The organism is Enterobacter sp. 5-4 (assembly GCF_000612205.1).
GTDB classification, from domain to species: Bacteria; Pseudomonadota; Gammaproteobacteria; order Enterobacterales; family Enterobacteriaceae; genus Enterobacter; species Enterobacter roggenkampii.
This window is the reverse complement of the sequence record NZ_JFHW01000019.1, coordinates 481882-508041: the sequence shown is the minus strand read 5'-3', so window position 1 is coordinate 508041 and position 26160 is coordinate 481882. Positions and strand designations below refer to the sequence as shown.

Below are 26160 nucleotides of genomic sequence, written 5' to 3'. Positions count from 1 at the left end.
AGAATCTGATGAAAGTAACAATCGAAACGGGCGTCGCGCCCTACAGCGACGCATGGGCCGGGTTTCGCGGTGAAGAATGGAAAAACGCCGTCAACGTCCGCGATTTTATTCAGCATAACTACACCCCTTATGAAGGCGATGAAGCTTTCCTCGCGCAGGCGACGCCAGCAACGACGGCGCTGTGGCAGAAGGTGATGGTCGGCATTCGTCAGGAGAATGCCACCCACGCCCCGGTGGATTTTGACACCAACATTGCCACCACCATTACGGCCCACGGGCCGGGCTACATCGACCAGGATCTGGAGACGATCGTCGGCCTGCAAACCGACAAGCCGCTCAAGCGCGCCCTGCATCCGTACGGCGGGATCAACATGATCCGCAGCTCGTTCGAAGCCTATGGCCGGGAGATGGATCCGCAGTTTGAATACCTGTTTACCGACCTGCGCAAAACCCACAACCAGGGCGTGTTTGACGTCTATTCGCCGGAGATGATGCGCTGCCGCAAATCCGGCGTGGTGACCGGTTTGCCGGACGGCTACGGGCGCGGGCGCATCATCGGCGATTACCGCCGCGTGGCGCTCTACGGCATCCGCTATCTGGTGCGCGAGCGTGAGCTTCAGTTCGCCGATCTGCAGGGCAGGCTGGAACGCGGCGAAGATCTGGAGGCGACGATCCGCCTGCGCGAAGAGCTGGCGGAGCACAAGCGCGCGCTGCTGCAGATCCAGCAGATGGCGGCGAACTATGGCTTTGATATCTCGCGTCCAGCGATGAATGCCCAGGAAGCGGTGCAGTGGCTCTATTTCGCCTACCTGGCCGCAGTGAAATCCCAGAACGGCGGAGCGATGTCGCTGGGGCGCACGGCCTCGTTCCTCGATATCTACATCGAACGCGACATGCAGGCGGGGCGGCTGAACGAGGTGCAGGCGCAGGAGCTGATCGACCACTTCATCATGAAGATCCGCATGGTGCGCTTCCTGCGCACGCCGGAATTCGACACGCTCTTCTCCGGCGATCCGATCTGGGCCACGGAAGTGATCGGCGGCATGGGGCTGGACGGCCGCACGCTGGTGACCAAAAACAGCTTCCGCTATCTGCACACCCTGCACACCATGGGGCCCGCGCCGGAGCCGAACCTGACGATCCTCTGGTCTGAACAACTGCCGATCGCGTTCAAGAAATACGCCGCGCAGGTGTCGATCGTTACCTCGTCGCTGCAGTATGAGAACGACGATCTGATGCGTGCGGACTTCAACAGCGACGACTACGCCATTGCCTGCTGCGTCAGCCCGATGGTGATCGGCAAGCAGATGCAGTTCTTTGGCGCGCGCGCCAACCTCGCCAAAACGCTGCTGTACGCGATCAACGGCGGGGTGGACGAGAAGCTGAAGATCCAGGTCGGCCCGAAAACCGATCCGCTGCTGGATGAGGTACTGGATTACGACACCGTAATGGCGAGCCTCGATCACTTTATGGACTGGCTGGCGGTGCAGTACATCAGCGCGCTGAATCTCATTCACTACATGCATGATAAGTACAGCTACGAAGCCTCGCTGATGGCGCTTCACGACCGGGACGTTTACCGCACCATGGCCTGCGGCATTGCCGGGTTGTCGGTAGCGGCAGATTCCCTGTCCGCCATTAAATACGCCACGGTGAAGCCGGTGCGCGACCATACCGGTCTGGCGGTCGATTTCGTGATAGAAGGGGATTACCCGCAGTACGGCAACAACGATGACCGCGTGGACAGCATCGCCTGCGACCTGGTGGAGCGCTTTATGAAGAAAATTCAGGCGCTGCCAACCTACCGCAACGCGGTACCGACCCAGTCGATCCTGACCATCACCTCCAACGTGGTTTACGGGCAGAAGACCGGGAACACGCCGGACGGACGACGCGGCGGCACGCCGTTTGCCCCAGGCGCGAACCCAATGCACGGCCGCGACAGAAAAGGGGCGGTGGCCTCGTTAACGTCGGTCGCCAAGCTGCCGTTCACCTATGCCAAAGACGGGATCTCTTACACCTTCTCCATCGTGCCGCAGGCGCTGGGCAAAGACGAGCTGGTGCGCAAAACCAACCTGGTAGGGCTGCTGGACGGATACTTCCATCACGAAGCGTCTATTGAGGGTGGGCAGCACCTGAACGTTAACGTGATGAACCGGGAGATGCTCCTCGATGCCATTGCGCATCCGGAGAATTACCCGAACCTGACGATCCGCGTTTCGGGCTATGCGGTGCGCTTTAATGCGCTGACGCGCGAGCAGCAGCAGGACGTGATTTCGAGGACGTTTACACAGGCGATTTGACGAAAACCTACTCTCATGCCCCCTCACTGCAGGGGGCATTTTTTTGCCCGCTAAACATACAAAATTGTTTATATAATTACTCACACATATTCATCCGCTCTTGAAAAACAATGCTCCTGCTTTTTCCTATAACAGCATGTAAGGACTGTAAGATGATGAAAATGACCCGCATTGCGTTGGCTGCTGCTTCACTGGTGGTGTGCAGTTTTACGGCGCAGGCCGCGAACGTTGAGGCTGCCCCGTCACCGTCCCAGGATCCTCTGGTACAGCACCTGAAGCTCAGCAATGAGCAGGTGAAAAAGATTGAAGATCTGCATAAGCAGCTGGAACAAAATGTCAGCAAGATCCCGATGACGGGCGTGAAGGACGGTGCGCTGATCGACATGTTCCAGGCGGGCAAATGGGACGAAAGCACGGTGAAAAGCCAGCTTAGTGCATTCAGCAAAATTGAAGAGCAGACCCGCTATTACCGCGTGAAATATTACTTCGACGTCAGTCAGGTATTGACGCCGGAACAGCGCAAACAGATTAGAACGGATATGGCTAACGCGCTGGCTAACTGATTTCCTGCCCGCGCACCGCGCGGGTTTTTATTTCTTGATCGGCGTCACTTTTAGAAAAATACCGTCTATCAACCCATTAACAAAGCAAATTTTCCTCTATCATTCGAAAATCCTCATAAAAGTTGTGACTTTTTTCTCCCTCGCTCCGGTTAAGATTTTCTCACATCAATAACAAGCACCTGCTGCCATCTGAATCGCCATCGCTGGCGATCGGAACCTTATAAAAACAACTGTTTACCCTACAAAATAAGCGAGTGCCCCATGGATACGGCAACAAACAGCAGTGTCATTGTGAATGATTCCCCCGCGGCAAGGCGGGCGGGAATGAGTGAAAGCGAGTGGCGAGAGGCGATCAAATTCGACAGCACCGACACGGGCTGGGTCATCATGAGTATCGGGATGGCTATCGGTGCGGGGATAGTTTTTCTCCCCGTGCAGGTCGGATTAATGGGGCTGTGGGTCTTTTTGCTCTCGTCCATTATTGGTTATCCCGCCATGTATTTATTCCAACGGTTGTTTATTAACACGCTGGCAGAATCCCCGGAATGCAAAGACTACCCGAGCGTAATTAGCGGGTATTTGGGTAAGAACTGGGGAATTTTATTAGGTGCGCTCTATTTCGTGATGCTGGTGATCTGGATGTTTGTCTATTCCACGGCCATTACCAACGACAGCGCCTCGTATTTGCACACCTTCGGCGTGACCGACGGTTTGCTCTCGGAAAATCCGTTCTACGGTTTATTCCTGATTTGCATTCTGGTCGCGATTTCTTCACGCGGTGAAAAGCTGCTGTTTAAAGTGTCCAGCCTGATGGTGCTGACCAAATTATTCGTAGTTGCCGCGCTGGGCCTGTCGATGATCGGCCTCTGGCATTTAGCCAACGTGGGCATGCTGCCGCCGCTGGGGCTGCTGATTAAAAACGCCATCATTACGCTGCCCTTTACCTTAACCTCCATTCTCTTTATTCAGACCCTCAGCCCGATGGTGATCTCGTACCGTTCACGTGAAAAATCGGTAGAGGTGGCGCGTCATAAGGCGCTCCGGGCAATGAACATTGCCTTTGGCATCCTGTTTGTGACGGTCTTCTTCTACGCTGTCTCCTTCACCCTGGCGATGGGGCACGATGAGGCGGTCAAAGCCTACGAGCAGAATATCTCTGCCCTGGCGATTGCGGCGCAGTTTATCAGCGGCGACGGCGCGGGCTGGGTCAAAATCGTCAGCGTGATCCTCAATATCTTCGCCGTGATGACCGCGTTCTTCGGCGTCTACCTCGGCTTCCGCGAGGCCACGCAGGGTATCGTCATGAACATCCTGCGCCGCAAAATGCCGGCAGAAAGAATCAATGAAAACGCCGTCCAGCGCGGGATTATGCTGTTCGCCATTCTGCTGGCCTGGAGCGCGATAGTCCTGAACGCGCCGGTGTTGAGCTTCACCTCCATTTGCAGCCCCATCTTCGGCATGGTGGGTTGCCTGATCCCGGCATGGCTGGTCTACAAGGTACCGGCGCTGCATAAATATAAAGGCGTATCGCTGGTGATTATTGTCATCACCGGACTGCTGCTTTGTGTTTCTCCTTTCCTCGCATTCTCCTGAGGGTAATTAAGGTCGTAACGATGTCTGAGCAAACTCATCCTTTATGGAATCAATTTATTCGCGCGGTGCAGGAAGAAGTGAAGCCTGCCCTTGGGTGCACCGAGCCCGTCTCTCTGGCACTGGCCTGTGCGATTGCCGCAGACCTCCTGCCGGGGGAGGTCACACGGATTGAGGCGTGGGTCTCGCCGAACCTGATGAAAAACGGGCTGGGCGTGACGGTACCGGGTACCGGCATGGTCGGATTACCGATTGCGGCGGCGCTGGGCGCAATTGGCGGTAATGCGCACGCCGGACTGGAGGTGTTGAAAGATGCCACAGCCGATGCACTGGTCCGCGCCAAAGCCCTGCTTGAGGCAGGGCAAGTGCAGGTAAAACTGCAGGAGCCCTGCGATGAGATCCTCTATTCCCGCGCCTGCGTTTATGCCGGGGAACTCTCGGCAATGGTGACCATCGCGGGCGGGCATACCCGGGTGGTGGAAGTGGTTTGCCAGGGGGAAACGCGCTTTACGCTGGATAAGCCCGTGACCGAGGTGGATGACGACCCGCTGGCAGTACTGTCGCACGCTACGCTGTCGCAGATCCTGGAATTTGTCGAGCAGGTGCCGTTTGAGGCCATTCGCTTCATCCTGGAAGCAGGGCAACTGAACGATGCGCTCTCCCGCGAAGGGCTCAGCGGGAAGTGGGGGCTGCATATTGGCGCAACGCTTGAGAAGCAGCGCTCGCGCGGATGGCTGGCGCAGGATCTGGGTTCAGACATTGTTATTCGCACCAGCGCCGCCTCGGATGCCCGGATGGGGGGCGCAACGCTGCCGGCGATGAGCAATTCGGGCTCCGGTAACCAGGGGATCACCGCCACCATGCCCGTCGTTGTTGTGGCTGAGCACCTTCAGGCCGGTGACGAACGGCTGGCGCGGGCGCTGATGCTGTCGCATCTGTCGGCGATCTATATCCATTATCAGCTTCCGCGCCTGTCCGCACTGTGTGCGGCGACAACGGCGGCGATGGGCGCTGCGGCGGGCATGGCGTGGCTGATGGGTGGCCGTTACCAGACCATCGCAATGGCGATCGGCAGTATGATCGGTGACGTCAGCGGGATGATTTGCGACGGGGCGTCAAACAGCTGCGCCATGAAGGTTTCCACCAGCGTCAGCAGCGCCTGGAAAGCGGTGATGATGGCGCTGGATGAGTCGGGCGTGACGGGCAACGAGGGGATTGTCGCGCACGATGTGGAGCAGTCGATCGCGAACCTGTGCGCACTGGCGTGCCGCTCGATGCAGGCAACGGACCGGCAGATTATTGAGATCATGGCGAGTAAGGTGTAGCGAGTTCAGGGCTCTATCGGTTCCCTCTCCCTGTGGGAGAGGGTTAGGGTGAGGGCGTTCTTTAAACCGGCAAATCAATCAGCAGCGCGCGCAGCGGCGTATCCGCCACAAGGGTGATATTCGCTTCATCACGAATAAACGCGCCGTCGCCGCAGGTGAGCGCTTCTTTCTCTTCCGCGTGCGTCACCGCATGCACCGTACCGTGAATCGACTGCAGATAGGCGCGCGGGCCGTGAAGCTGGAAGCTTGCCTGCTCACCTTTCTTCAGCTCGATATGGTGCAGCCACACCTGCTGACGCAGCTGCAGGCTCTCTTTACTGCCATCAGGGGATGCAATCAGCTGTTGCTTATCGCCCGTTAAATCTAACTTCTGTACCAGCGGATTTTCCCGCTCAGGGCAGGCGTCGAGCCACAGCTGCATGCGGGTCAGCGTTTTGTCTTTGCTGAGGTTATGCTCGCTGTAGCTGATGCCCGGCTGCGTGGAAATTAACAGCGCTTCGCCAGCCTTTGCCTGGACATGATTGCCCTCGCTATCGCGGTATTCTGCCTCGCCTTCCAGGATCAGGTTCAGGATATCGACTTTCGGGTACGTACGCGGCTGGAAGGATGCGCCCGGGGCGAGCACTTCCTGGTTCAACACGCGCAGTGAAGCGTAACCGAGGAGTTTAGGGTCAAAGTAGTGTCCAAAGGAAAAGGTGTAGCGGGCCTGCAGCCAACCGAAATCGGCTTGTCCGCACTGTTTAGCTGTTCTTGTCGTAATCATAAACTTGACCTCTCTTTACACTAAAACAATGGTAAAGGTATGGACGCTTCATTGTTAGCCAGATATTCTGCCTGGTATGTTCAAATTTCCTGAATGAGAACGAGATGGCTAAAGAGAGAGCATTGACGCTTGAGGCGCTTCGCGTCATGGACGCGATTGACCGACGCGGCAGTTTTGCGGCAGCGGCCGATGAACTGGGGCGCGTTCCGTCTGCGCTGAGCTACACCATGCAGAAGCTGGAGGAAGAGCTGGACGTGGTGCTTTTTGACCGCTCCGGTCATCGAACAAAATTCACCAATGTCGGCCGAATGCTGCTGGAGCGCGGCCGCGTGCTGCTGGAAGCGGCGGATAAGCTGACGACTGACGCCGAAGCGCTGGCGCGCGGTTGGGAAACCCATCTGACGCTCGTGACCGAAGCGCTGGTGCCGACCGAAGCGCTGTTTCCGCTGGTGGACCGCCTGGCGGCGAAGGCTAATACGCAGCTGTCGATCATCACCGAGGTGCTGGCAGGGGCGTGGGAGCGCCTGGAGACGGGCAGGGCGGATATCGTTATTGCGCCGGACATGCACTTCCGTTCCTCATCGGAAATCAACTCGCGCAAACTCTACAGCGTCATGAACGTCTACGTTGCCGCCCCCAACCATCCGATTCACCAGGAGCCGGAGCCGCTCTCTGAAGTGACGCGCGTGAAATATCGCGGCGTCGCGGTCGCGGATACCGCGCGCGAGCGTCCGGTACTGACGGTGCAGCTGCTGGATAAACAGCCACGTCTGACGGTGACCTCACTGGAAGACAAACGGCAGGCGCTGCTGGCCGGTCTGGGCGTGGCGACGATGCCGTACCCGTTTGTGGAGAAAGATATTGCGGAAGGGCGGCTGCGGGTCGTGAGTCCGGAGTACACCAGCGAAGTGGATATCATTATGGCGTGGCGTCGCGACAGCATGGGCGAAGCCAAATCATGGTGCCTGCGCGAAATACCCAAACTCTTCGCCCACCACAATAAATAAACGAGTAGGCCCGGTAAGCGTAAGCGCCACCGGGCAGTAATTTACGCGACGATCTTAGGATCCGGACCAAAGCGGTTTTCACCTGGGGTGCCGCTCTGGCAGTTGAAGATAAGAATCACGATCCAGCCCACGATCGGGATCAACAGCAGCAATAACCACCACGCCGAACGATCGGTGTCGTGCAGCCGACGGAACAATACCGCCCACGATGGCAGCAGGACTAACAGGCCATAAATGGTGGTCAGCACGCCTTCACCGCCAGCCCGCTCCCAGCCAAGAATTTTATCCACAATACCCAGCACCATGATGAGGATGAAGTTCACCAGAACGAACATCCAGTACTCTTTGCGGCGGGCGCGGCCACCAAATCCAATGTAGTTGCGCAGTACTTTTAAATACCAGTCCATTTTCCTTGCCTCATTAGTCAGTCAATCACTTGTTTTCTAAGCGATCGAGGTAAGAATAGATGGAGATTGTGAATTAAAAAAGGGCATCTGGTGATGCCCTTAATATTTATCCAAAACGGACGTCGCGCCCGTGCGGTTCATCCAGATCCTGCCACGGACCGATGGAGATAATACCCGTCGGGTTGATGGTCTTGTGGCTGCGGAAATAGTGGGTGCGAATATGGTCGAAGTCGACCGTCTCCGCGATGCCCGGCATCTGGTAGATGTCGCGCAGGAAACCATGCAGGTTCAGGTAGTCGCTGATGCGGTGCTTGTCGCACTTAAAGTGGGTGACATAGACCGGATCAAAGCGAACCAGCGTGGTCCACAGGCGAATGTCCGCTTCCGTCAGGCGATCGCCCGTCAGGTAGCGATGCTGGCCCAGGATCTGTTCCAGGCGTTCCAGCGATTCAAACACCTTTCCGACCGCTTCGTCATACGCTTCCTGGCTGGTGGCGAAACCGGCCTTATAGACACCGTTATTGACGTTGTCGTAAATCCAGCCGTTCAGCTCATCAATTTTCTCGCGCAGCTCCACCGGATAGTAATCTCCGGCACGGGCGCCGTGCGCGTCAAACGCGGTATTGAACATGCGGATGATTTCCGCAGACTCATTGCTGACAATCGTCTGGTTTTTCTTGTCCCACAGTACCGGCACGGTCACGCGCCCGGTGTAGTGCGGATCGGCGCGCAGATAGAGCTGGTACAGGAAATCGTGGTGATAAAGATCGTCGCCGGTCGCTGCAGGGAAATCACTGTCAAACGTCCAGCCATTTTCCAGCATCAGCGGGTTGACCACGGAAACCGGAATGAAGGATTCGAGACCTTTAAGCTTGCGCACGATCAGCGTGCGGTGGGCCCACGGGCAGGCGAGGGAAACATAAAGATGATAACGATCTTTCTCAGCCGCGAAGCCGCCTTCGCCGCTCGGGCCTGGTGCGCCGTCGGCGGTCAGCCAGTTACGGAAGGCCGAAACAGAGCGCTTAAAGCGACCTCCGGTGGATTTGGTGTCATACCAGACATCCTGCCAGACGCCGTCTACGAGTTGTCCCATTTTTTCTCCTCCGTCAGATAGCAAAAGCGAGGAGATGTCTCCTCGCTTTGTGTTTATTCAGTATAGCGTGCTTACCATTTCTTATTCAGAACGCGGTCGATGCTGTATGCGCCCGGGCCAGTGACGGCCAGCAGCAGGAAGCCACCCGCGATGGTCAGGTTTTTCATGAACATCAGTGAGTTCACGCCTTCCGCAAAGTTGCTGTGGAAGATGAACGCGGTCAGCAGGGTGAAGCCTGCGGTAAACAGCGCGGTGGTGCGGGTCAGGAAGCCGAACAGCACTGCCAGGCCGCCGCCGAACTCAAGAAGAATGGTCAGTGGCAACAGGAACCCCGGAACGCCCATGGCTTCCATATACTGCTGGGTACCCGCATAACCGGTGATTTTGCCCCAACCTGCCACGATGAACAGAATTGGCATCAGAATACGCGCGACCAGTACACCAACATCTTCTAATTTTTTCATTTTACTCTCCAGGAAACCACATCAGCGGCTGAACGTTATTTGTCTGCAATTCCGGGTAGATACCGCGTCGTTGCTGTCGATGGAGAGCATCATAAACGTGACGGTGGGCGATTGTTAGCAAGGAAAACTGTCAATCTTCTTCAAAGATATTGAGTAAGGGAGGGGGAGGATTTTGCCGGGTGGCGCTGCGCTTACCCGTCCTACGAGTGTAAATAGGCCGGGTAAGGCGTAGCCGCCACCCGGCGAGAAGGCTAGCGTAATTGCTGCTGACGGATCGTGGCTTTCACCAGACGCCAGGCGCTCCAGGCACCAAAACCACGGCGCGCCCAGCGGATGAGCATATTTGGATGACGAACCGTCCAGATAGCCATCACGCTGCTGCCGACCAGCGCCCATGAACGCAGGCTCAGGAAGGTGTTCCAGCCACGGTCAAACCGTCGCGTCGCGTCAATCCAGTCGCGACGGCTGGCCGACAGATCCAGCCGTTGCTGCTGGATCTGGCTTAGCAGGTACGCTTTTCGCTTTTGACGTTCGGCTTTACCGCTCACGGCTTGTCATCCTCCAGCAGGGCGCGATCGTTAGCCAGCTCCTGACGCGTATGGCGCAGGAACGTGGACTTACGCGCTTTACGCAGCGTCCATATGCCGCCAATCAGCGCCGCGACCAGCAGAACGACGGTCGTGGCAATCATGGCGTTAAGACGATACTGCGGGTCAATGGCCCAGATGATTAACACCATCAGGCTCATCAGACCAAACGCGGCGAAGAGCATGGTCAGTCCAAGCATCAGCAGCATCTGGAAGAGGTTCGCTTTCTCCTCCTCCAGTTCGACCACTGCCAGCCGGACGCGCGTTTCGGCAATCCCGACCAGCGTCGTCAAAATACGCTGGCCGATGCCGAGGACGTTGTTAGCAGGCCCTTGTGCGTGACGAGGATCTTCCATATCAACGACGCGTCAGCAGGACACCCAGTACCACACCGACTGCGGCACCAATCCCGACACCCGTCCATGGATTATCACGCACATATTCGTCCGCACGCGCGGCCGCTTCGCGGGTCTGTTTTGCCAGCGCATCGCCGGTTTCACCCAGGCGATAGCGGCTCTCTTTCAGCGCCTGCTCCGCCTTGCTGCGCAGCTTGCTGACCTCTTCTTTTGACTTGTCAGCAGAGGAGTTCAGCACCTCTTCCAGGGTATCGGCCAGGGATTTCAGTTCAGCGCGCAGATGTTCAGACGTCGTATCTTTTGACATGATTCTCTCCTGTTGAGATTTCCGTTAACTCAATAATCGCGAGCTTCCAGCGCTTTCAGGTCGTCCTGCGCTTCTTTCAACTTCTTCTCGCGCTTAGCAATTTTTTCCGCATCCCCTTTCTCTTTCGCTTCCTGCAGGTCGCGACGGCGCTCGGCTATCTCGTCCTTCTGTTCAGCGATTTTCTTCTGGTGGTCGGCACGCAGCTTGCTGTCTGAACAGTTCGCTTTCACTTCGCTCAGCGCTTTTTTAAGACCATCAACACGGTGCTGATTGTTATGCTTTTCGGCATAACCGATCTCACGCTGAATATCCTGTTCTTTCTCCTGACAGAGAGAATTTGCGAAGGATGCTGTGCTTAAAGAAAAAAGGGCCAGAGCCAGAGTCATGCGGAATTTCATTATCGAAACCTTCCATTGTGTTGCGGCGTAAGCCGCTATCCAAAGTTATGCGGAGTACAGTCGAGGGGTGCTCCGCGTACTTAAGCATAGTAAGTAAACGGGGGATTCACCAAAGTGAGTGAAAAGATTCGGAATCCTGGTAATTATCCAAACCGATGCGACGTATCGCGAATCAGCGACAGCCAGGCAGCAGGCTGGCTCTCATCTTCCTGCTGAGCAATGATATACCCGTGCGGCAGCGTACGGTCGAGAACCACTTTCGCGGCGGCACTTTGCGCACGGGAATCAAACTTGATCAGTAAAACATCGTCCTGCGGGGTGATGCTTTTAAAGCGGATCCCGTTCGCGTCCAGATGGTGCCAGACAGAAAAACCGTCAGGCACGCTGGCACCCTGGTTCACCGGGCGAATGGCCAGCGTGGATTCCTGGTGCGAAAGCGCGCTCCATGCCAGCAGCATGGCGCTGAGCACCACCAGTGTCATCACGGCGCAGGCAAAACGGCGCAGGGCGAGCGGTGAGATAGCCATCGTTAGCCTCTGGCTCCGTATTTCTTTTTCCACAGGACGACCAGCGAGCCGATCAGACCGAAGACCAGCAGCACCACAGGCAGCAGCATCAGGCAGGACATCAGCTGGTCTTCATATTTCATAAAGACTGGCGTTTTCCCCAACGCATAGCCGAGCGTCGTCAGAATCAGTACCCACAGCAGGCCGCTCATCCAGTTAAAGAACTGGAAGCGCGCGCTGCTCAGCCCCGACAGACCGGCAATGGTCGGCAACAGGGTGCGTACAAAGGCGATAAAGCGGCCAATCAGCAGCGCAGAAAGCCCGTGCTTATGGAAAAGGTGGTGCGCCCGCTGGTGATAATGTGCAGGCAGGTGCGAGAGCCAGTTCTGGACGATCCGGGTATTGCCCAGCCATCTTCCCTGGATGTAGCTGACCCAGCAGCCGAGACTCGCAGCGACGGTCAGTAACAAAATAGTTTGCGGGAATGCCATCGCCCCTTTAGCGCACAGCACGCCGACAAGCACCAGTAAACTGTCACCGGGCAGGAAAGCAGCAGGCAGCAAGCCGTTCTCAAGGAACAGGATCATAAACAAGACGAAATAGAGCATGCCAATCATGGAAGGGTTGGCCAGCGTTTCAAAATCCTGCGCCCAGAGGGCATGCAGTAGTTGGGTCAAAAGTTCCATTCAGTGTTCCTGGAAATCGGTTAACGTCATGCCTGTTATCCGGGACAAACAGCACGGCGACATGGTTGTGATTTCATTATGGTCGCTCGCAGACACATTGCGGTGTGGCCAACACTGTTCCCTGTTAATTGGCTGGTTAGCAAGCACTAACTTACAAAATAACGAAGTGAATCCAATTGTAACAAAGCCCAACGTTCTGCGTCACAGAATTTGCAGGCGTGAGTTGATTTTGGCGTAAGCCCAGAAAGTGAGCGAGGGGATTTACAAAGGCTGACACTATATATGTTTTGCTTACCCACGTTCGCCGGAAGGCGCAGCGAAGCGCCTGCCAGCGGGAAGGTCATCTATTTTGCGGCACTGGGGACCGTATCGAGATGAACAACGGGATTATCGGCGAAAAGATAGCGGTCAGCGTTAAATTCGAAGTCATCGCTGGTTTCATTGAACAGCATCTGCTTAGTGTTTTCCAGGTGCTGCCACATCGCCAGCTTAGCGGCGTGCGGATCTTTACGAATCAGCGCCTTGAGAATTTGATCGTGATCGTCACACCAGTTGTCGACGGTACGGGAATCGATATGGTCGTGCAGTTTTTTCCAGTACGGGTTGTGAACGCGCTGAGTCCACATTTTCTCTACGATTGCCGCCAGCGCCGTATTTTGGGTTGCCAGGGCGACCTGGACGTGGAACTGCAGATCCCACTCAGAATCGCGGAAACATTTTTCCTTGCGGGCATTCTCCTGGATTTCCATCAGCTTCATGATGTCCTGCTTGGTCACCTGCGTCGCCGCAAATTCAGCAATGTTGCTTTCAATCAGCTGGCGAGCCTGGAGCAGCTCAAACGGACCGTAGCTGGCGAATTCCAGACTTTCGTCCGCGACGGGAGAGTGTTTCGGCAGATTGGAAATGACGTGAATGCCGGAGCCTTTGCGTACCTCAACGTAGCCTTCGACTTCCAGCATGATGATCGCTTCGCGCACCACGGTGCGGCTGACGCTTTTTTCATCCGCGATAAAGCGCTCGGCGGGCAGTTTATCACCGACAAGATAGACACCCTGCTCGATGCGATCTTTCAGCTCCGCAGCAAGTTGTTGATATAAACGACGTGGTTCGGTGATTTCCATATGCGCTCCAGACAGGGTACGGCAGATGATTTGTTATACCACTTTTGCGTGCCACTCTCCAGATTTTGCCATTAAAAAAGCCACTACTGAGTGGCCTTTAAATGCCCGGCGACGCTTCGCTTGCACGGGCCTACGGGGTTTGTAGGCCGGGTAAGCGTAGCGCCACCCGGCACAGCAAGGCTAACTCTGCGTGGCCGGTTTCCCGAGTGACTCTTTTGCCAGCTCCTCTGCCGATTTGCTTTTCAGCACCGTCCAGATCACCACCGCGCCCAGCAGGTCGAAGACCGCCAGTACCGCAAACAGCGGGCTGAAGCCGATGGTATCCGCCAGCGCGCCGACGACCAGCGCGAACATCGTACTCGCGGTCCAGGCGGCCATCCCGGTCAGGCCGTTGGCGGTGGCCACTTCGTTGCGACCGAAGACGTCAGACGAGAGCGTAATCAGCGCGCCGGACAGGGACTGGTGCGCAAAACCACCGATGCACAGCAGGGCGATGGCCACGTACGGGCTGGTGAACAGGCCGATCATGCCCGGGCCAATCATCAGCAGTGCGCCCATGGTGACCACCATCTTACGGGAAACGATCAGGTTCACGCCAAACCAGCGCTGGAACAGCGGTGGCAGGTAGCCGCCCACGATACAGCCCAGGTCAGCGAACAGCATCGGCATCCAGGCGAACATTGCGATCTCTTTCAGGTTAAAGCCGTAGACTTTAAACATGAACAGTGGGATCCACGCGTTGAAGGTCCCCCAGGCCGGTTCCGCCAGGAAACGCGGCAGGGCGATACCCCAGAACTGACGGGTGCCCAGGATCTGCCAGACGGTCATTTTTTTGCCGTTGTTGGTCTGATGCTGCGCTTCCTGACCACCAATGATGTACTCGCGTTCTTCTTCGGAGAGTTTTTTCTGATCGCGCGGGTGCTTATAGAAAACCAGCCACGCGATTGCCCAGGCGAAGCTCAGCACGCCGGAAATGATGAAAGCCATCTGCCAGCTGTGCATCACGATAGCCCACACCACCAGCGGCGGCGCAATCATCGCCCCGATGGACGAACCCACGTTGAAGTAGCCGACAGCAATAGAGCGCTCTTTTGCCGGGAACCACTCGGAACTGGCCTTCAGTCCTGCCGGGATCATCGCGGCTTCTGCCGCACCGACCGCACCGCGCGCCAGCGCCAGGCCGCCCCAGCTGCCCGCCAGCGCGGTGGCTCCGCAGAACACCGCCCAGGCGATGGCGAAGAAGGCATAGCCGATTTTGGTACCGAGGATATCCAGCACGTAGCCTGCAACAGGCTGCATGATGGTATACGCCGCGGAATAGGCAGCAATGATGTAGGAGTATTGCTGCGTGGAGATATGCAGCTCTTCCATTAACGTCGGCGCTGCGGCTGCGACGGTGTTACGCGTCAGGTAGCCCAGCACGGTGCCTAACGTCACCAGTGCGATCATGTACCAACGTAACCCTTTAATTTTACGCATGTAAAACCTCATCGTTATAGTATTGCCGTGCCGGGACACGGTAACCGCTCGACCGTTGCCGGGAGCCGTTCAGTAACGGGAGGGGCGTAACCGGGAAATGTCCCGGAACGGCCCGAACCTTGCCAAAAGTCATCTGCATAAGTCGGTTTCCGTACCGTTAAATCTGGTGTAACTGACACCAGGAATGCATTCCGTCGGCTTATAGTTTGCGACGGCGAAAAGATAACTTGTCATACAGCTTTAAAAGGTGAGTGACATCACAAATGTATGATTCTTTGTGGGGACATTATTCGTGTCGCTTCAAGCCAGTACTGGCGCGGCTTGGAGAAGGATTTACTCCAATTTGGGTAATGTATTTGTCTGCGTTTATTGATCTCACTCACGAAAAAAACGTCGGATGGTGGAAATTGGTGTGATAACTTTGCAGCATATGAACATACGCTTTCTGACGCTCCCGTAATGAGGAAGACGATAATGACGCCGTTTATGACCGACGATTTTCTGTTAGATACCGAATTTGCTCGCCGCCTGTACCACGACTATGCAAAAGATCAGCCGATTTTCGACTACCACTGCCATCTGCCGCCGCAGCAGGTTGCCGAAAATTACCGTTTCAAAAACCTGTATGACATCTGGCTGAAGGGTGACCATTACAAATGGCGTGCGATGCGCACCAACGGCGTGGCTGAGCGCCTGTGCACCGGCGATGCGACCGATCGCGAGAAGTTTGACGCCTGGGCGGCGACCGTCCCGCACACCATCGGTAACCCGCTCTATCACTGGACGCACCTTGAGCTGCGTCGCCCGTTTGGCATCACCGGCAAACTGCTCTCTCCAACGACCGCTGATGAAATCTGGGACCAGTGCAATGCGCTCCTGGCGCAGGATAACTTCTCCGCGCGCGGCATCATGAAGCAGATGAACGTGAAGATGGTCGGCACCACCGACGATCCGATTGACTCCCTGGAGCATCATGCCGTTGTCGCCAAAGACACCTCTTTTGATATCAAAGTGCTGCCAAGCTGGCGCCCGGACAAAGCCTTCAACATTGAGCAGGCCACGTTCAACGACTACATGGCGAAGCTGGCGGAAGTGTCCGATACCGACATCCGTCGTTTCGCCGATCTGCAAACCGCGCTGACCAAACGTCTGGATCACTTCGCGGCGCACGGCTGTAAAGTCTCTGACCACGCGCTGGACGTGGTGCTGTTTGCGGAATCAAACGAGGCCGAGCTGGACAGCATTCTGGCGCGTCGCCTCTCCGGTGAATCGCTTAGCGAGCACGAAGTGGCGCAGTTCAAAACGGCGGTACTGGTGTTCCTCGGTGCCGAATATGCACGTCGCGGCTGGGTACAGCAGTACCACATCGGTGCGCTGCGCAATAACAACCAGCGCCAGTTTAAACTGCTGGGTGCGGACGTGGGCTTTGACTCGATCAACGACCGTCCGCTGGCGGAAGAGCTGTCAAAACTGCTGAGCAAACAGAACGAACAAAACCTGCTGCCTAAAACCATTCTCTACTGCCTGAACCCGCGCGATAACGAAGTGCTGGGCACGATGATCGGCAACTTCCAGGGCGAAGGGATGCCGGGCAAGATGCAGTTCGGCTCCGGCTGGTGGTTCAACGATCAGAAAGACGGCATGGAGCGTCAGATGACGCAGCTGGCGCAGCTTGGCCTGCTGAGCCGCTTTGTCGGCATGCTGACCGACAGCCGCAGCTTCCTGTCCTATACCCGTCATGAATACTTCCGCCGCATTCTGTGCCAGATGATTGGCCGCTGGGTGCACGCAGGCGAAGCGCCGGCGGATATCCAGCTGCTGGGCGACATGGTGAAAAACATCTGCTTTAACAATGCGCGTGACTACTTCGCCATTGAACTGAACTAGGGCCGTTTGAGGTTGATATGCAATACATCAAAATCCATTCGCTGGATAACGTGGCCGTCGCGCTGGCAGATTTAACCGAAGGGACGGAACTCACCTTCGACAACCAGTCGGTGACGTTACGCCAGTCCGTTGGACGTGGACACAAGTTTGCCCTGATCCCCATTGCCAAAGGGGAGAACGTGGTGAAGTACGGTCTGCCCATCGGTCATGCGCTGGCGGATATCGCGCCGGGTGAATACATCCATTCCCACAATGCCCGCACAAATCTGAGCGATCTGGACGAGTACAGCTATCAACCTGATTTACCTGCGGCACAAGAGCAGGCGGCGGATCGTGAGGTGCAGATCTACCGCCGCGCAAACGGCGACGTGGGGATCCGCAACGAGCTGTGGATCCTCCCGACCGTCGGCTGCGTGAACGGGATTGCGCGTCAGATCCAGACGCGCTTCCTGAAAGAGACCAACGATGCCGAAGGCACTGACGGCGTGCATCTGTTCAGCCACACCTACGGCTGCTCCCAGCTGGGTGACGACCACATCAACACCCGAACCATGCTGCAAAACATGGTGCACCACCCGAACGCGGGCGCGGTGCTGGTGATTGGCCTGGGCTGTGAGAACAATCAGGTGGACGCCTTCCGCGAGACGCTCGGTGAGTTTGACCCTGAGCGCGTGCACTTTATGGTGTGCCAGCATCAGGACGACGAAGTGGAAGCGGGCGTCGAACAGCTTCATCAGCTGTATGAGGTGATGCGCCACGACAAGCGCGAGCCGGGCAAGCTGAGCGAGCTGAAGTTTGGTCTGGAGTGCGGCGGGTCTGATGGCCTGTCCGGTATCACCGCCAACCCGATGCTGGGGCGCTTCTCGGACTATGTGATCGCCAACGGCGGCACGACGGTATTGACCGAGGTGCCGGAGATGTTCGGTGCGGAACGTATTCTGATGAGCCACTGCCGCGACGAAGAGACGTTTGAGAAGACCGTCACCATGGTGAACGACTTCAAGCAGTACTTCATTGCCCACAATCAGCCCATTTACGAGAACCCGTCGCCGGGTAACAAAGCGGGGGGGATCACCACGCTGGAAGAGAAATCCCTCGGCTGCACCCAGAAAGCGGGCGCGAGCCAGGTGGTTGACGTTCTGCGCTACGGCGAGCGCCTGAAAACGCACGGTCTGAACCTGCTGAGCGCGCCCGGTAACGATGCGGTCGCCACCAGCGCGCTGGCGGGAGCCGGCTGCCATATGGTGCTGTTCAGCACCGGTCGCGGCACGCCGTACGGCGGTTTTGTGCCGACGGTGAAAATCGCCACCAACAGCGAGCTGGCGGCGAAGAAAAAACACTGGATTGACTTTGATGCCGGGCAGCTTATCCACGGCAAGGCGATGCCGCAGCTGCTGACGGAATTCGTGGATGCGATTGTGGAAATTGCCAGCGGCAAGCAGACCTGCAACGAGAAGAACGATTTCCGCGAGCTGGCAATCTTTAAGAGCGGTGTGACGCTATAAGTACTTTGTCGGGTGGCGCTAGCGCTTACCCGACCTACTAAACCCTGTAGGCCCGGTAAGGCGTAGCCGCCACCGGGCTTTTCTTTTTAACTGCGGAGGGCGTTCTTCGCTAAACGCGCGTCTTCCGCCTGACAGGCCGCCGCGGTAAACAGCACGTCGGTAGAGGAGTTCAGCGCGGTTTCGCAGGAGTCCTGCAGCACGCCGATGATAAAGCCGACGGCAACCACCTGCATGGCGATTTCGTTCGGGATACCGAACATATTACACGCCAGCGGGATCAGCAGCAGCGAACCGCCCGCCACGCCGGATGCGCCGCAGGCGCACAGCGATGCCACCACGCTCAGCAGCAGCGCGGTTGGCAGATCCACCGGAATACCCAGCGTATGCACCGCCGCCAGGGTCAGTACAGTGATCGTAATCGCCGCACCCGCCATGTTCACGGTCGCACCCAGTGGGATCGACACGGAATAGGTATCGCGATCCAGGTTCAGCTTCTCCGCCAGCGCCATGTTCACCGGTATGTTCGCCGCAGAGCTGCGGGTGAAGAAGGCATACACGCCGCTCTCACGCAGGCAGGTCAGCACCAGCGGATACGGATTGCGGCGGATCTGCCAGAACACCAGCAGCGGGTTGATCACCAGCGCCACCAGCAGCATACAGCCGACCAGCACAACCAGCAGTTGCGCGTAGCCCCACAGCGCGTCAAAACCGGTGGTTGCCAGCGTGGAGGAGACCAGGCCGAAAATACCGATTGGCGCAAAGCGAATCACCAGCTTCACCATAAAGGTGACAGCGTTGGACAAATCGTTGACCAGGTTTTTCGTGGTCTCGTTGCCGTGACGCAGCGCGAAGCCCAGACCAATCGCCCAGACCAGGATGCCAATGTAGTTTCCGCTCATCAGCGCGGTGATGGGGTTAGAGACCATGCTCATCAGCAGACCGCGAAGGACTTCCACAATCCCGGACGGCGGCGTGATATCACCGGCCGCGCTGGTCAGGTGCAGCGTGGACGGGAACAGGAAGCTAAACACCACGGCCGTTAAGGCTGCAGAGAAGGTTCCCAGAAGATACAGGAACAGAATAGGGCGAATGTTGGTTTTTTGTCCGTGCTGGTGGTTGGCAATCGATGCCATGACCAGCATCAGAACCAGTACCGGCGCGACGGCTTTCAGGGCGCCCACAAACAGCGTCCCGAGCAGCCCCGTGGCCTCCGCAGCAGGTTTTGACACCATGGCCAGCAGAATACCCAGCACCAGTCCTACCAGAATTTGTTTAACCAGACTTCCCTGCGCCAGGCGCGCAAAAAGACCCGTCGATTGTGTGCTCATACATTATTCCTGAGTGAAATTGCGTTCCATTCCGAATGTGCTCTTAGTCACATTTATGTCCGGATGTAAGTAAATGTTTGCCTGGTCGAGTATAGGGAATGCGCGAAAGGAGGGAAGCGTAAAATGCTGGATTTTACGTGTTGCGTCATGTTTTTTAACTATTGATTAACGAAAGTGCCGGGTGGCGCTGCGCTTACCCGGCCTACGGGGTGACGTTGTAGGCCCGGTAAGCGCAGCGCCACCGGGCAAAACGCATTAAGCCTGCTGCTTCTTATCGTGCTGGCGGTTAACCCAGGTATTGATAATCAGCGTCACGATCAGAATGCCAAACACCACGCCGAGCGAAATGGCGATCGGGATATGGTAGAAATCGACGATCAGCATCTTGATACCGATAAACACCAGGATCACCGACAGGCCGTACTTCAGCATGGAGAAGCGCTCCGCCGCGCCCGCCAGCAGGAAGTACATCGCGCGCAGGCCGAGGATGGCGAACAGGTTAGAGGTCAGGACGATGAACGGGTCGGTGGTCACCGCGAAAATGGCCGGAATGCTGTCCACGGCGAAAATCACGTCGCTCAGCTCAACCAGAATCAGCACCAGCAGCAGCGGGGTGGCAAACAGCAGGCCGTTCTTGCGCACGAAGAAGTGCTCGCTCTCGATCTTGTCGGTCATGCGCAGATGGCCGCGGATCCACTTCACCAGCGGGCGATCGCCAATCGCGGAGCCGTCCTCTTTCGCCAGCGCCATTTTGACCCCGGTGAACAGCAGGAACGCGCCGAAGACGTATAGCAGCCACTCGAACTGGGTAATCAGCCAGCTGCCAGCGAAGATCATGATGGTACGCAGGATAATTGCGCCCAGCACGCCGTACACCAGCACGCGACGCTGCAGAGCCGCAGGCACGGCGAAGTAGCTGAACAGCATCAGCCAGACGAAGACGTTATCAACCGCCAGGGCTTTTTCAATCAGATAGCCGGTGAGGAAGGCGAGCGCCTGAGGATCGGCCACCGCGCGGCCTTCGGTCGAGGCCAGATACCACCAGAAGGCGGCGCAGAAGAGCAGGGAGAGAGTAACCCAGACCAGCGACCAGGCGGCGGCCTGTTTCATGGTCATGCCGTGCGCGCCGCGACGGCCCTGCAAAAAGAGGTCGATCGCCAGCATGATGAGCACGACAACCGCGAATCCGCCCCACAACATTGGAGTGCCGACAGAATGCATACTATTTTCCTTACACATAAAAAACAAAAACGGCCATGGTCAGAAGACGATAGCCGTTAGCTTTTTATGCATAGACCTCGCCTTCCGGCAAGGTCTCACTTACAACCACGAGGGTTGCCCGGCGACCGGATGCGGTATTGCACGCATCGTAATGACGATCCACCGGCGAAGAAGTTACTCCCCTTTGCAGGTAACAAAATATGTCAGACCATCGGTTTCGTCAATGGTCTGCGCCGTTTCATTACACAGCTTTACGCGATAACTTCCGCGCTCACGCCGTCTGCCGGGAACACCACGCCGGTCTGACGGCGGATCTCCGTTTGCAGCTTCGCCGTGGTGCGGCTCACCGCAAGGCCTGGGTGATTCACTTCGTTGTCTTCCACCAGACGGGCGAAGACCTCTGCCTCATAGAGCATAGTGTTAATATGCTGAGGCTGCGTCAGCTCCTGCGCTTTGCCGCCGCGCGGGACAAAGCTCACCTTCTGGCACTCGGCGATCTTCTCGATAACCAGCGAGCCCGCTTCGCCCTGAATTTCGCTCGGCAGGACAGAATCGCTCACCTTGGAGTGCTGCAGCGTCACGCTGAAATCACCGTAATCCAGCACCGCGACACCGTGCGCATCCACGCCGCTCTCCAGCAGGCTGGCGGTGGCCGTGACGCCGTGCGGCTCGCCCCACAGGGCCACGGCAGAGGCCAGGCAGTAGAAACCGATATCCATAATCGAGCCGTTCGAGAAGGCCGGGTTAAAGGTGTTCGGGTTCTCGCCGTCGAGATAGCGCTGGTAGCGCGACGAGTACTGGCAGTAGTTGATAAACGCTTTGCGCACTTTGCCCACCTTCGGGAGGGACTGCTGCAGCAGCAGGAAGTTCGGCAGGCTGGCGGTTTTGAACGCTTCGAACAGCACCACCTGGTTTTCGCGGGCAAGCGCGATGGCGGCTTCCACTTCTTCGATGTTCGACGCCAGCGGCTTCTCGCAAATCACATGCTTTTTATGGCTGAGGAACAGCTTCGTTTGCGGGAAGTGCAGGGCGTTCGGGCTGGCGATATAGACCGCGTCAATGGCGTCGCTTTGCGCCATGTCATCAAGCGAGGTGAAGAGATGCTCGACGAGGTAATCGTTGGCAAAACTCTGCGCCTGCTCAAGGCTGCGGGAATAGACTGCGGTAAGTTTCAGTTTGCCGGTTTCGTGGGCGGCGTCGACGAACTGGCGCGTGATCCAGTTCGTTCCAATGACTGCGAAACGTATCATAAACGTTTACGTACTCCGTAGCGGGGAACCTTTAGCCACTGTAGCACGTCATCATGACAATTCGCGTGCGCTATTCCGCATTACCTTTTAACGATAAATGCGTAAGCCACAGCCGGGTATCAAACTCCAGCTGGTGGTACTGCGGCTCCATATGGCAGCACAGAGAATAGAACGCTTTGTCGTGCTCTTTCTCTTTCAGGTGTGCGAGTTCGTGCACCACAATCATCCGCAGAAAGGCTTCCGGCGCGTTACGAAAAACCGTCGCGACGCGGATCTCCGCCTTGGCCTTCAGCTTGCCGCCCTGCACGCGGGAGACGGCGGTGTGCAGGCCGAGCGCGTTTTTCAGCACGTGGATCTTGTTGTCGTACATCACCTTGTTGATCGGCGGCGCGCTCTTCAAATACCGGTTTTTCAGATCCTGCGTATACTGCCAGAGGGCTTTATCGGTCGCGAAATCGTGGGTGCCGGGGTAGCGTTTTTCCAGCACCGCGCCGAGCTTCTGCTCGGCAATCAGGCTGCGAACCTGAGAAAGTAAATGCTCCGGGTAGCCCTGGAGATAAGTAAGTTGGTTCATCAACGCCCCAAATCGACAATAAAACGGGTATACTCACGCACCCTTTTCAGGGATACGCCAAATTTTACCATTCAGGAGGGCCGATGAGCCACTTAGACAACGGTTTCCGTTCACTCAACCTTAAACGTTTCCCGGAAACGGACGACGTTAACCCGCTTCAGGCGTGGGAAGCGGCGGATGAATATCTGCTGCAGCAGTTGGATGAGACTGAAATCCGCGGCCCGGTTTTGATCCTGAATGACGCCTTCGGCGCGCTGGGCTGCGCCCTGGCGGAGCACACGCCATACAGCATCGGCGATTCCTACTTAAGCGAGCTGGCGACGCGTGAAAACCTGCGCCATAACGACATCGACGAATCCAGCGTGAAGTTCCTCGACAGCACCGCGGACTACCCACAGGCGCCGGGCGTGGTGCTCATCAAAGTGCCAAAAACCATGGCGCTGCTGGAGCAACAGCTGCGCGCGCTGCGTAAGGTCGTCACGCCAGAAACCCGCATCATCGCGGGTGCCAAAGCGCGTGATATTCACACTTCGACGCTGGAGCTGTTTGAGAAGGTCCTTGGCCCAACCACCACGACGCTGGCCTGGAAAAAAGCGCGCCTGATCAACTGTACGTTCGCCGCACCCGAGCTGGCCGACGCGCCGGACACGCTGAGCTGGAAACTGGAAGGGACCGACTGGACCATCCACAACCATGCGAACGTCTTCTCCCGTACCGGTCTGGATATCGGGGCGCGTTTCTTTATGGAACACCTGCCGGAAAATCTGGAAGGGGAAATTGTCGATCTGGGCTGCGGCAACGGCGTGATTGGCCTGACGCTGCTGGCGAAGAACCCGGAGGCCAGCGTGGTGTTCAGCGACGAATCGCCGATGGCAGTGGCCTCCAGCCGTCTGAACGTTGAAACGAACATGCCGGACGCGCTGGACCGCTGCGAGTTTATGATCAACAACGCGCTGTCGGGGGTAGAGCCGTTCCGCTTCAACGCCGTGTTCTGTAACCCGCCGTTCCACCAGAAGCACGCTCTGACGGATAACGTCGCGTGGGAGATGTTCCACCACGCGCGCCGCTGCCTGAAGATTAACGGCGAGCTGTATATCGTGGCGAACCGCCACCTGGACTACTTCCACAAGCTGAAGAAGATTTTCGGTAACTGCGTCACCATTGCGACGAACAATAAGTTTGTGGTGCTGAAGTCGGTGAAGCTGGGACGTCGTCGTTAAGATGGTTTTGCCCGGTGGCGCTGCGCTTACCGGGCCTACAGTGGCCTCGAACCCGTAGGCCGGGCAAGCGAAGCGCCGCCCGGCAATGCCCTAGATCGCCAGAGCTAACTTCGTCCCCTGCGCAATTGCCCGCCGCGCATCCAGCTCCATCGCCACGTCGCACCCGCCAATCAGATGCACCGTTTTACCGGCCTCGCGCAGCGGATCCGCCAGATCCCGCTTCGGCTCCTGCCCGGCACACAAAATCACATGATCCACGCGCAGCAGCTGCGGCTCGCCGCCGATCGTGACGTGCAGCCCGTCGTCGTCGATCTTCTGGTAGCTCACCGCCGGGATCATCTTCACCCCGCGCGAGAGCAGGGTGGCGCGGTGGATCCAGCCGGTGGTTTTCCCCAGCCCTTCGCCCGGTTTGCTGGCTTTACGCTGCAGCATCACGATCTGGCGCGGGCTTTTCGGCAGCTGTGGCCCTTCGGGTCGCAGGCCGCCGGACTGGCTGAGGCTGGTGTCGATACCCCATTCCACGCAGAATTCGGCAATGTTCTGGCTGGTGGCTTCGCCCGGCTGGCTTAAATACATCGCGGTGTCAAAACCGATCCCGCCGCAGCCGATAATCGCCACCTTCTCGCCAACCGGCGCTTTGTCACGCAGCACGTCGAGATAGCTCAGCACTTTTGGATGATCGATACCCTCGATCGCAGGCGTGCGCGGTACGATCCCGCTCGCCAGGATCACCTCATCGAAATCAGTCAGATCCGCCGCGCGGACAAACTGGTTAAGCCGCAGCTCGACGCCCGTCAGCTCGATCATCCGGCGGTAGTAGCGCAGCGTTTCGTAGAACTCCTCTTTGCCGGGGATCAGTTTGGCGATATTAAACTGCCCGCCAATCTCTCCCAACGCATCAAACAGCGTCACGCCGTGCCCGCGCGAGGCGGCATTGACCGCAAACGCCAGGCCTGCCGGGCCAGCACCCACGACGGCCAGGTGTTTTTTATTGACCGCCGGAACGATCGGCATTTTGGTTTCATGGCAGGCGCGGGGGTTAACCAGGCAGGAGGTGACCTTCCCGACGAAGATCTGATCCAGACAGGCCTGATTACAGCCGATGCAGGTGTTGATCTCATCCGCACGGCCGCTTTGCGCTTTGGACAGCAGCTCGGCATCGGCCAGGAACGGGCGCGCCATCGAGACCATGTCGGCATCGCCGCGCGAAATCACATCGTCCGCCACCTGCGGATCGTTAATGCGGTTGGTGGTGACCAGCGGAACGGACACTTTGCCTTTCAGCCTGCGCGTTACCCAGCTGAACGCCGCGCGCGGCACCGGCGTGGCGATGGTCGGGATGCGCGCCTCGTGCCAGCCGATGCCGGTGTTGATAATGGTGGCCCCCGCGGCTTCTATCGCCTGCGCCAGCTGCACGGTTTCGTCAAACGTCCCGCCGCCCTCCACCAGGTCGAGCATCGACAGGCGGAAGATGATGATAAAGTCCGCACCCGCACGTTTACGTACCGCGCGCACCACCTCCACGGCAAAGCGCATCCGGCGGGCATAGTCGCCGCCCCATTCGTCGTCGCGCTGGTTGGTGCGGGCGGCGAGGAACTCGTTAATCAGGTAGCCTTCGGAGCCCATCACCTCAACGCCGTCATAGCCCGCTTCACGCGCCAGCGCGGCGCAGCGGGCGAAGTCGTCAATCAGCGCCAGGATCTCGTCGTGGCTCAGAGCATGCGGAGTGAAGCGGTTAATCGGCGCCTGAATGGCCGATGGCGCAACCAGATTCGGCTGGTAGCTGTAGCGTCCGGTGTGCAGAATTTGCAGGGCGATTTTACCGCCCTCGTTGTGTACCGCGTCGGTCACAATGCGGTGATGCGGCAGTTGTGCTGCATCGTTCAGCACCGCACCGCCCTCCATGCCGACGCCGGAAGGGGCAGGGGCCACGCCGCCGGTGACAATCAGCGCCACCCCGTGGCGCGCGCGCTCGGCATAGAAAGCTGCCAGACGCTCGGCCCCGTCCGGATGCTCCTCGAGCCCGGTGTGCATCGAGCCCATCAACACGCGGTTTTTGAGTGTGGTGAACCCCAGATCGAGAGGGGCGAATAACGACGGGTAGCGGCTCATAGTCTCTTCCAGTGTAAAATTATTGTTATGTGGTCGGATGAGTTACTAATTTAGCCAGCGGTAGCGGAAAGGTAAAAGCGGGATCGAATGATTGTGATAGATCTCAAA

The 26160-nt window shown here is 57.4% G+C and carries 25 protein-coding genes; 8 read left to right on the top strand and 17 right to left on the bottom strand.

From position 1 onward, the window contains the following. Positions 1-8 precede the first annotated feature (8 nt). From pflB to AA74_RS0112785, 4 genes are all read left to right on the top strand, one after another. A complete protein-coding gene (gene pflB, locus AA74_RS0112800) occupies positions 9-2303 on the top strand; it encodes a formate C-acetyltransferase (RefSeq protein ID WP_025912538.1) in 2295 nt (764 codons plus the stop codon). 152 nt (positions 2304-2455) lie between these two features. Beyond that, positions 2456-2866 (top strand): Spy/CpxP family protein refolding chaperone, encoded by a 411-nt coding sequence (locus AA74_RS0112795; RefSeq protein ID WP_008503131.1) that lies wholly within the window; start codon positions 2456-2458, stop codon positions 2864-2866. A 261-nt stretch (positions 2867-3127) separates the two neighbouring features. Continuing rightward, the gene (locus tag AA74_RS0112790) at positions 3128-4459 is read left to right on the top strand and encodes an amino acid permease (RefSeq protein WP_025912537.1); all 1332 of its coding nucleotides are present in this window, start codon (positions 3128-3130) and stop codon (positions 4457-4459) included. Positions 4460-4479: 20 nt separating this feature from the next. Then, the gene (locus AA74_RS0112785; RefSeq protein WP_025912536.1) at positions 4480-5781 is read left to right on the top strand and encodes a serine dehydratase subunit alpha family protein; all 1302 of its coding nucleotides are present in this window, start codon (positions 4480-4482) and stop codon (positions 5779-5781) included. 61 nt (positions 5782-5842) lie between these two features. Here AA74_RS0112785 and AA74_RS0112780 read toward each other — a convergent pair whose 3' ends face one another. After that, positions 5843-6544 (bottom strand): pirin family protein, encoded by a 702-nt coding sequence (locus tag AA74_RS0112780; protein ID WP_008503134.1) that lies wholly within the window; start codon positions 6542-6544, stop codon positions 5843-5845. A 104-nt stretch (positions 6545-6648) separates the two neighbouring features. Between AA74_RS0112780 and yhaJ the strand changes: the two genes are divergently transcribed. Then, complete coding sequence (gene yhaJ / locus AA74_RS0112775) at positions 6649-7551, top strand: DNA-binding transcriptional regulator YhaJ (RefSeq protein WP_008503135.1); 903 nt, start codon at positions 6649-6651, stop codon at positions 7549-7551. Between the two features lie 41 nt (positions 7552-7592). Here the strand turns inward: yhaJ and AA74_RS0112770 are convergent, their stop codons facing one another. The 11 genes from AA74_RS0112770 to AA74_RS0112720 all read right to left on the bottom strand — a co-directional run bounded on the left by AA74_RS0112770 (position 7593) and on the right by AA74_RS0112720 (position 14955). Continuing rightward, positions 7593-7958, bottom strand: a complete 366-nt coding sequence (locus AA74_RS0112770) for a DUF805 domain-containing protein (protein ID WP_008503136.1) — start codon at positions 7956-7958, stop codon at positions 7593-7595. 106 nt (positions 7959-8064) lie between these two features. Beyond that, positions 8065-9051: a glutathione S-transferase family protein gene (locus tag AA74_RS0112765; RefSeq protein ID WP_023326148.1), complete on the bottom strand. Its 987-nt coding sequence runs from the start codon at positions 9049-9051 to the stop codon at positions 8065-8067. A gap of 71 nt (positions 9052-9122) precedes the next feature. Continuing rightward, complete coding sequence (locus AA74_RS0112760; RefSeq protein WP_023294633.1) at positions 9123-9515, bottom strand: DoxX family protein; 393 nt, start codon at positions 9513-9515, stop codon at positions 9123-9125. 251 nt (positions 9516-9766) lie between these two features. Continuing rightward, on the bottom strand, positions 9767-10063 hold the full coding sequence (locus tag AA74_RS0112755; RefSeq protein ID WP_008503139.1) for a YqjK-like family protein: 297 nt from the start codon (positions 10061-10063) through the stop codon (positions 9767-9769). After that, a complete protein-coding gene (locus AA74_RS0112750) occupies positions 10060-10458 on the bottom strand; it encodes a phage holin family protein (protein WP_014885329.1) in 399 nt (132 codons plus the stop codon). Before AA74_RS0112750 ends, AA74_RS0112755 begins: the two co-directional genes overlap by 4 nt. 1 nt (position 10459) lies before the next feature. After that, on the bottom strand, positions 10460-10765 hold the full coding sequence (locus AA74_RS0112745; RefSeq protein WP_008503141.1) for a YqjD family protein: 306 nt from the start codon (positions 10763-10765) through the stop codon (positions 10460-10462). Positions 10766-10794: 29 nt separating this feature from the next. Next, positions 10795-11163 carry a DUF1090 domain-containing protein gene (locus AA74_RS0112740; protein ID WP_008503142.1) on the bottom strand — a complete coding sequence of 123 codons (369 nt, stop codon included), beginning with the start codon at positions 11161-11163 and terminating at the stop codon, positions 10795-10797. 143 nt (positions 11164-11306) lie between these two features. Further along, the gene (gene mzrA / locus AA74_RS0112735) at positions 11307-11690 is read right to left on the bottom strand and encodes an EnvZ/OmpR regulon moderator MzrA (protein WP_023344960.1); all 384 of its coding nucleotides are present in this window, start codon (positions 11688-11690) and stop codon (positions 11307-11309) included. Between the two features lie 2 nt (positions 11691-11692). After that, positions 11693-12355 carry a DedA family general envelope maintenance protein YqjA gene (yqjA, locus tag AA74_RS0112730; RefSeq protein ID WP_008503144.1) on the bottom strand — a complete coding sequence of 221 codons (663 nt, stop codon included), beginning with the start codon at positions 12353-12355 and terminating at the stop codon, positions 11693-11695. 344 nt (positions 12356-12699) lie between these two features. Next, positions 12700-13476 carry a transcriptional regulator ExuR gene (gene exuR / locus AA74_RS0112725; RefSeq protein WP_008503145.1) on the bottom strand — a complete coding sequence of 259 codons (777 nt, stop codon included), beginning with the start codon at positions 13474-13476 and terminating at the stop codon, positions 12700-12702. Between the two features lie 180 nt (positions 13477-13656). After that, positions 13657-14955 (bottom strand): MFS transporter, encoded by a 1299-nt coding sequence (locus AA74_RS0112720; RefSeq protein WP_008503146.1) that lies wholly within the window; start codon positions 14953-14955, stop codon positions 13657-13659. Positions 14956-15429: 474 nt separating this feature from the next. Between AA74_RS0112720 and uxaC the strand changes: the two genes are divergently transcribed. Together uxaC and AA74_RS0112710 are read left to right on the top strand one after the other, a co-directional pair. Continuing rightward, a complete protein-coding gene (gene uxaC / locus AA74_RS0112715) occupies positions 15430-16842 on the top strand; it encodes a glucuronate isomerase (protein WP_023326145.1) in 1413 nt (470 codons plus the stop codon). A gap of 17 nt (positions 16843-16859) precedes the next feature. Further along, entirely contained in the window at positions 16860-18347 is a 1488-nt protein-coding gene (locus AA74_RS0112710; protein ID WP_025912535.1) for a UxaA family hydrolase, read from the top strand. Between the two features lie 86 nt (positions 18348-18433). Here the strand turns inward: AA74_RS0112710 and sstT are convergent, their stop codons facing one another. The 4 genes from sstT to AA74_RS0112690 all read right to left on the bottom strand — a co-directional run bounded on the left by sstT (position 18434) and on the right by AA74_RS0112690 (position 22720). Continuing rightward, positions 18434-19675, bottom strand: coding sequence for a serine/threonine transporter SstT (gene sstT, locus AA74_RS0112705; protein WP_008503149.1), 1242 nt, complete (start codon positions 19673-19675; stop codon positions 18434-18436). Between the two features lie 255 nt (positions 19676-19930). Then, positions 19931-20896, bottom strand: coding sequence for a TerC family protein (locus AA74_RS0112700; protein ID WP_021242367.1), 966 nt, complete (start codon positions 20894-20896; stop codon positions 19931-19933). Between the two features lie 251 nt (positions 20897-21147). Beyond that, positions 21148-22146, bottom strand: a complete 999-nt coding sequence (locus tag AA74_RS0112695) for a Gfo/Idh/MocA family protein (RefSeq protein ID WP_008503151.1) — start codon at positions 22144-22146, stop codon at positions 21148-21150. A gap of 70 nt (positions 22147-22216) precedes the next feature. Next, entirely contained in the window at positions 22217-22720 is a 504-nt protein-coding gene (locus AA74_RS0112690; RefSeq protein ID WP_008503152.1) for a YgjP-like metallopeptidase domain-containing protein, read from the bottom strand. A gap of 83 nt (positions 22721-22803) precedes the next feature. Here AA74_RS0112690 and rlmG point away from each other — a divergent pair, with 83 nt between their 5' ends. After that, entirely contained in the window at positions 22804-23940 is a 1137-nt protein-coding gene (gene rlmG, locus AA74_RS0112685) for a 23S rRNA (guanine(1835)-N(2))-methyltransferase RlmG (protein ID WP_008503153.1), read from the top strand. A gap of 90 nt (positions 23941-24030) precedes the next feature. On the opposite strand, the gene AA74_RS0112680 is transcribed toward rlmG, so the two are convergent. Next, on the bottom strand, positions 24031-26052 hold the full coding sequence (locus AA74_RS0112680) for an NADPH-dependent 2,4-dienoyl-CoA reductase (RefSeq protein WP_025912534.1): 2022 nt from the start codon (positions 26050-26052) through the stop codon (positions 24031-24033). Positions 26053-26160 lie beyond the last annotated feature (108 nt).

Bases quoted from the DNA above. Each gene is read 5' to 3' on its own strand.
- uxaC (WP_023326145.1), top strand. From the start codon at position 15,430: ATGACGCCGTTTATGACCGACGATTTTCTGTTAGATACCGAATTTGCT.
- AA74_RS0112780 (WP_008503134.1), bottom strand. From the start codon at position 6,544: ATGATTACGACAAGAACAGCTAAACAGTGCGGACAAGCCGATTTCGGT.
- AA74_RS0112710 (WP_025912535.1), top strand. From the start codon at position 16,860: ATGCAATACATCAAAATCCATTCGCTGGATAACGTGGCCGTCGCGCTG.
- AA74_RS0112720 (WP_008503146.1), bottom strand. From the start codon at position 14,955: ATGCGTAAAATTAAAGGGTTACGTTGGTACATGATCGCACTGGTGACG.
- AA74_RS0112690 (WP_008503152.1), bottom strand. From the start codon at position 22,720: ATGAACCAACTTACTTATCTCCAGGGCTACCCGGAGCATTTACTTTCT.
- AA74_RS0112750 (WP_014885329.1), bottom strand. From the start codon at position 10,458: ATGGAAGATCCTCGTCACGCACAAGGGCCTGCTAACAACGTCCTCGGC.
- yqjA (WP_008503144.1), bottom strand. From the start codon at position 12,355: ATGGAACTTTTGACCCAACTACTGCATGCCCTCTGGGCGCAGGATTTT.
- AA74_RS0112695 (WP_008503151.1), bottom strand. From the start codon at position 22,146: ATGATACGTTTCGCAGTCATTGGAACGAACTGGATCACGCGCCAGTTC.
- AA74_RS0112740 (WP_008503142.1), bottom strand. From the start codon at position 11,163: ATGAAATTCCGCATGACTCTGGCTCTGGCCCTTTTTTCTTTAAGCACA.
- exuR (WP_008503145.1), bottom strand. From the start codon at position 13,476: ATGGAAATCACCGAACCACGTCGTTTATATCAACAACTTGCTGCGGAG.
- AA74_RS0112700 (WP_021242367.1), bottom strand. From the start codon at position 20,896: ATGCATTCTGTCGGCACTCCAATGTTGTGGGGCGGATTCGCGGTTGTC.
- AA74_RS0112745 (WP_008503141.1), bottom strand. From the start codon at position 10,765: ATGTCAAAAGATACGACGTCTGAACATCTGCGCGCTGAACTGAAATCC.
- pflB (WP_025912538.1), top strand. From the start codon at position 9: ATGAAAGTAACAATCGAAACGGGCGTCGCGCCCTACAGCGACGCATGG.
- AA74_RS0112785 (WP_025912536.1), top strand. From the start codon at position 4,480: ATGTCTGAGCAAACTCATCCTTTATGGAATCAATTTATTCGCGCGGTG.
- AA74_RS0112760 (WP_023294633.1), bottom strand. From the start codon at position 9,515: ATGAAAAAATTAGAAGATGTTGGTGTACTGGTCGCGCGTATTCTGATG.
- rlmG (WP_008503153.1), top strand. From the start codon at position 22,804: ATGAGCCACTTAGACAACGGTTTCCGTTCACTCAACCTTAAACGTTTC.
- AA74_RS0112680 (WP_025912534.1), bottom strand. From the start codon at position 26,052: ATGAGCCGCTACCCGTCGTTATTCGCCCCTCTCGATCTGGGGTTCACC.
- yhaJ (WP_008503135.1), top strand. From the start codon at position 6,649: ATGGCTAAAGAGAGAGCATTGACGCTTGAGGCGCTTCGCGTCATGGAC.
- AA74_RS0112795 (WP_008503131.1), top strand. From the start codon at position 2,456: ATGATGAAAATGACCCGCATTGCGTTGGCTGCTGCTTCACTGGTGGTG.
- AA74_RS0112790 (WP_025912537.1), top strand. From the start codon at position 3,128: ATGGATACGGCAACAAACAGCAGTGTCATTGTGAATGATTCCCCCGCG.
- sstT (WP_008503149.1), bottom strand. From the start codon at position 19,675: ATGAGCACACAATCGACGGGTCTTTTTGCGCGCCTGGCGCAGGGAAGT.
- AA74_RS0112765 (WP_023326148.1), bottom strand. From the start codon at position 9,051: ATGGGACAACTCGTAGACGGCGTCTGGCAGGATGTCTGGTATGACACC.
- mzrA (WP_023344960.1), bottom strand. From the start codon at position 11,690: ATGGCTATCTCACCGCTCGCCCTGCGCCGTTTTGCCTGCGCCGTGATG.
- AA74_RS0112770 (WP_008503136.1), bottom strand. From the start codon at position 7,958: ATGGACTGGTATTTAAAAGTACTGCGCAACTACATTGGATTTGGTGGC.